General features: G+C 69.4%; 3 protein-coding genes. All 3 read left to right on the top strand.

Annotated features, from left to right (window positions below; translation table 11 throughout):
• On the top strand, positions 1–2,687 hold a 2,687-nt coding region (locus tag AC04L7_RS12835; RefSeq protein WP_475513140.1), incomplete at its 5' end, for a non-ribosomal peptide synthetase.
• 92 nt (positions 2,688–2,779) lie between these two features.
• A complete protein-coding gene (locus AC04L7_RS12830) occupies positions 2,780–4,270 on the top strand; it encodes a lipopolysaccharide biosynthesis protein (protein ID WP_475513139.1) in 1,491 nt (496 codons plus the stop codon).
• A gap of 28 nt (positions 4,271–4,298) precedes the next feature.
• Positions 4,299–4,593, top strand: a 295-nt coding sequence (locus tag AC04L7_RS12825; protein ID WP_475513138.1) for a hypothetical protein, incomplete at its 3' end; no start/stop codon positions are given.

Raw genomic sequence — 4,593 nt, 5'->3', positions numbered from 1 at the left:
ACTGGGTGGGCCTGTACCTGCGCCTGCTGGAGGAAGTCGCGTCAGGGAACGAGGCGGCTATCCAGTCCATCGACCTGACGTCCTCGCAGCCGCTGGCGAACTTCGCGCTCGTCAACGACATCGCACCGCCGGGCGGGGATGCCCCGTCCCTGGTGGCGATGCTGGAACAGGCCTTCGCCGCGCATCCGGCGCGTAAGGCCGCCGCATGCGGGCCCCATTCGATCGAGTACGCGACGCTCGACCAGCGCACGCGCGCCGCAGCGGGCGGACTTGCCGCGCGTGGCATCGGGCGTGGCGATCTGGTCGGCATCGCGCTGCCGCGATCGCTGGACATGCTGGTGGCGGTCGTGGCGGTGCTGCGCGCCGGGGCGGCCTACGTGCCACTGGACCTGGCCTTTCCTCCCCAGCGCCTGCGGCACATGGCCGACCATGCCGGCCTGCGCACGCTTCTGGTCGGCGAGGGCGCGGCGCTGCCCGACGGACTGGCGGAAGGTCGGGCGTTGCTCACGTTGGCGGAAGTGCAGTCGACCGGTGAGGACGGAGCGCTGCCCCGGGTCGCGGAAGACGATGCGGCCTACGTGCTGTACACGTCCGGCTCGACCGGTGAACCGAAAGGGGTGCGGATCCTGCATCGCAACCTGGTCAACTTCGTGGCCACGATGCGCGAACAGCCGGGCTGTACCCGTGACGACGTGGTGTGCTCGGCGACCACGCTCTCGTTCGACATCGCCGCGCTCGAGCTGTACCTGCCGCTGGTCTGCGGCGCGCAGGTGGTGATCGCCGACGATGCGGAACATCGCGACCCCGAAGCCCTGTGCCGCTTGATCGAGCGGCACGGATGCACGCTGTTCCAGACCACGCCGTCGCTGATGGCGCTGCTGCAGGAGGTGGGACGCACCGAGGTGCTCGCGCCCCTGCGCCTGCTGGTCGGCGGCGAAGCGTTGCCGCTTCCGCTGGCGCGTACGCTGCACGGGCAATGCCGCGAACTCTGGAACATGTATGGGCCGACGGAAACGACCGTATGGTCGAGCCTTCATCGCATCGACGGAAGCGAGGACACCGTGCCGTTGGGACAACCGGTCGCCCGCACGCGCTTCTATCTGCTGGATGGACAGCGGCGACCGGCCCTGCCGCACGCGCTGGGAGAGATATGGATCGGCGGCGCAGGGGTTGCYGATGGATATCTGCATCGGCCCGACCTGAGCAGCGAGCGGTTCGTCCGCGATCCCTTCGCCGATGACGGCTCGCGCATGTACCGCACCGGCGACCTGGGCCGCCTGCATGCGGGGCGGCTCCACTTCCACGGGCGCGCGGACGAGCAGATCAAGCTGCGCGGGTACCGCATCGAACCGGGCGACATCGAAGCGGCGGCGGGCGACGACGGCGTCACCGAGTGCGTGGCGGTCGTGCGTACCCTAGACGGCGGCGACCAGGTGCTTGTGCTGTATGCGTCGACGGCGGCCGAGCCGGCCGGGGTGGAGCAACGCCTCCGCCAGCGCTTGACGGCTGCCTTGCCGGCCTACATGCGTCCGCACTACATCGAAGTACTGGAACGCCTGCCGAAGACGCCCAACGGCAAGATCGACCGGCGCGCGCTGCCGCCGCCCACGCTGGATGCCTCCACGCCGCTGCGTCGCCGCGTCGCGCCCCGCACGCCGCTTGAGCGCGAACTCTGCGAACAGTGGGCGCGATTGCTGCAGCGGTCCGAGGTCGGGGTGGATGACGATTTCTTCGAGTCCGGTGGCTACTCGCTGCTGGCCGTGCGCATGTTCAACGAACTCCACCGGCGGCATGGCGTGGACCTGCCGCTGGCCACGCTGATCGCGCATCCCACCGTGGCCACGCTTGCGCAGGCCATCGAGGCGACGGTGGCGGTGGCCGGCGAGGGCGAAGGTGTCGCGGTCGCGGACGGACGGTGCCTGGTGACCCTGCGTGCCGGCGGGCACGGCATACCGTTGTTCCTCGTGCATGCCGTCGGCGGCAACGTGCTCAATTACATGCCGCTGCTCGACGCGTTGCCATCGTGGCAGCCGGTTTTCGGCGTGCAGGCGGCGGGTCTCGACGGGATGTCGGCCGCTTCGACACGTGTGGAGACCATGGCCGACGCCTATGCCACCGCGATCCAGGCCGCGCGGCCGCAGGGCCCGCTGATGCTGGCAGGCGGGTCGATGGGGGGTGTACTCGCGCTGGAAACGGCGCGCCTGCTGCGTGCGTCTGGGCGCGAGATGGTGCTGCTGGCGATGTTCGATACGTTCGGGCCCGGCCTGATGCATCGCCGGTGGTGGCGGCGCGTGCCGCTTTGGCGCGAAGCGCTGGCGCACACGCCATGGACCGAACTCCTCCGTCGCCTGCGCGTGCGGCTGTGGGACTCGCCGCGTGCGGGCTGGCGCCACCGGCGTTCGCCGGGACTTCCCTTGCCGCAGCAGGTACGCCTGCAACAGGTCGAGCGCGCCCATCACCAAGCGCTCGCCTCGTATCGGCCGCACCCCTATCCGGGCGACGTCGCCCTGTTCCGGACCCCCCTGCGTGGGCACGAGGACGATGACGCGCTGGGCTGGCGCGGGTGGGTGGAAGGCCGGATCGAGGTGTACACGCTACCCGGCCGTCACCACGACTTCATCGACCAGCCGGAGCTCGCGCAGCGCTTCGCCGCCTGCGTCGCGGGGGTACAGGCAGCCCGGCCATGACCGACCGGCGCGCCTTTGTGCGTTGTACCCGTGATGCCTGACGCCGTTTCTTCCCAGCCCCTGCCCGCCGTCTTTCGCGGCAAGCCCGCGCCATGAGCCGCGAAGACGGCACGACGGCGCCGCGAAAGCGAAGCGTGGGCGCGCACTACCTGCGCTACTCCTCGGCCAGCCTGCTGGTCATGGTCGCCGGCCTGGTGTCGTTCCCGCTGCTGAYGCGGCTGCTGGACAACACGCAGTACGGCATCCTCGGCTACTACGAGACGTGGCTGATGATCGGCGTCGCCGTGGCGAAGCTGGGCGCGCAGCACGCCATCCTGCGCTTCTATCCCTACCAGGACGAAGCCCGCGCGCTGCCGGGGTTCGCCACCAACATGTTCCTGCTGCCGTTGCTGGTGTCGTGCGGCATCTGGGCGGTGGGCATCACGGTGTTCGCGTGCGTGGACTGGTTCGGCGGCGTCTCGTTCTCGCCGGTGCTGTGGATGGCGGTGATGATGGTGCCGCTGCAGGTGTTCGTCAGCCTGGTGCAGATGGTGCTGCGCGCAGGCGAGCACTCCGGCGTGCTGATGGTTACCCGGGTGGCGTGGCGATGGCTGGAACTGGTGCTGATGGTGGGCGCGGTCGCCTGGCTGGAACGCTCCGCCATGGCGGCCTACGGCGGCAAGATGCTGGCCGCCGGCATCGTGGTGGTGTTCTACGTGTACTGGGTGCGCAAGCACCTCTCGTTCTCGCGCCAGCTGGACTGGTCGCAGATGCGCAGGACGCTGGGTTACGGCATGCCGCTGGTGGTGAACGAGATCGCCACGGTGCTGCTGATTTCCATCGGCCGGCTGATGCTGAAGGGGATCACCGGGGATTTCGCCGCGGTGGGCATCTTCACCATCGGCTACTCGCTGGCGCTGCAGGTCAGCCTGCTGATGAGCGCGGCGCTGTCGGAGTCGTTCATTCCGGTGGCCAATCGCAGCTGGGAGACCGGGGGTGCGGAGGCGGTGCGCGCGCTCAAGGCCAAGGTGCTGTTCCCCATGACGTACGCGTCGGTCGGTATCGCCGTGGCCATCGGCTGCATCGGCAGCGAAGCCGTGCAGGCCATCAGCGGCGCCGACAAGGCACCCTCCGGCGCCGTGTTCGCCTGGCTGGGAGCGCTGTATGCGCTGTACCCGCTGCTGGAAATCGGCGGCTATGGCCTGTTGCTGCACAAGCGTTCGAAGACGGTGCTTTACATGACGCTGGCGGCCACCGCGTTGAACGCGCTGCTGAACCTGTGGCTGATCCCCGCGCATGGCTATCTGGGCGCGACGTGGGCCACGGTGGCCAGTTTCTCCGTGCTGGGGTTCGGGCTTTACCTGCTGTGCCCGCGCGACCTGCGCTACCGCCCCGATCTGCGCGCGTGGAGCGTGGCGGGCGGTGCGGGACTGGCGTTCGTGCTGGCGGTGGAAGGAAGCGGCCTGTTCGGGTTGGCGTCGCCGTGGGCAAGGCTGTTCGCGGCAGGTGGCCTGTGGGTGTTGCTCTACGTATTGCCGGTACTGATGCTGGACGCGCGCCTGCGCGACCTGGCACGCCACTGGCGGACGCGGAGCGCCGCATGACCGCGCACCCGCGGGAGTCACGCGCCTGATGTGGTGGCTGTCGCCGCTGTCATGGCTGCTGCTGGCGCTCGTCGGCCTGGCGGTCTCGCTCGCGTGGCGACCCCGCATGCGCCTGTGGCGCGCGGTCTGCATGGGCGTGATCGTGGTGTCCTTCATCGCCATGACACCCTGGGTGGCCAACCTGCTGGTGCATTCGCTGGAAAGTCGGGTGACGCCTTCCGCCGACTGCCGTGCGCGATCACCGGGTGTGGCGGTCGTGCTTGCCGGCGGCGTGGACCGCAAGGCGCACACGCAGGACAACTACAGCGTGCTGACCCAAGCGA

Source organism: Pseudoxanthomonas sp. LjRoot204_2 (genome assembly GCF_056175765.1).
This window is presented reverse-complemented; position numbering and strand designations above follow the sequence as displayed.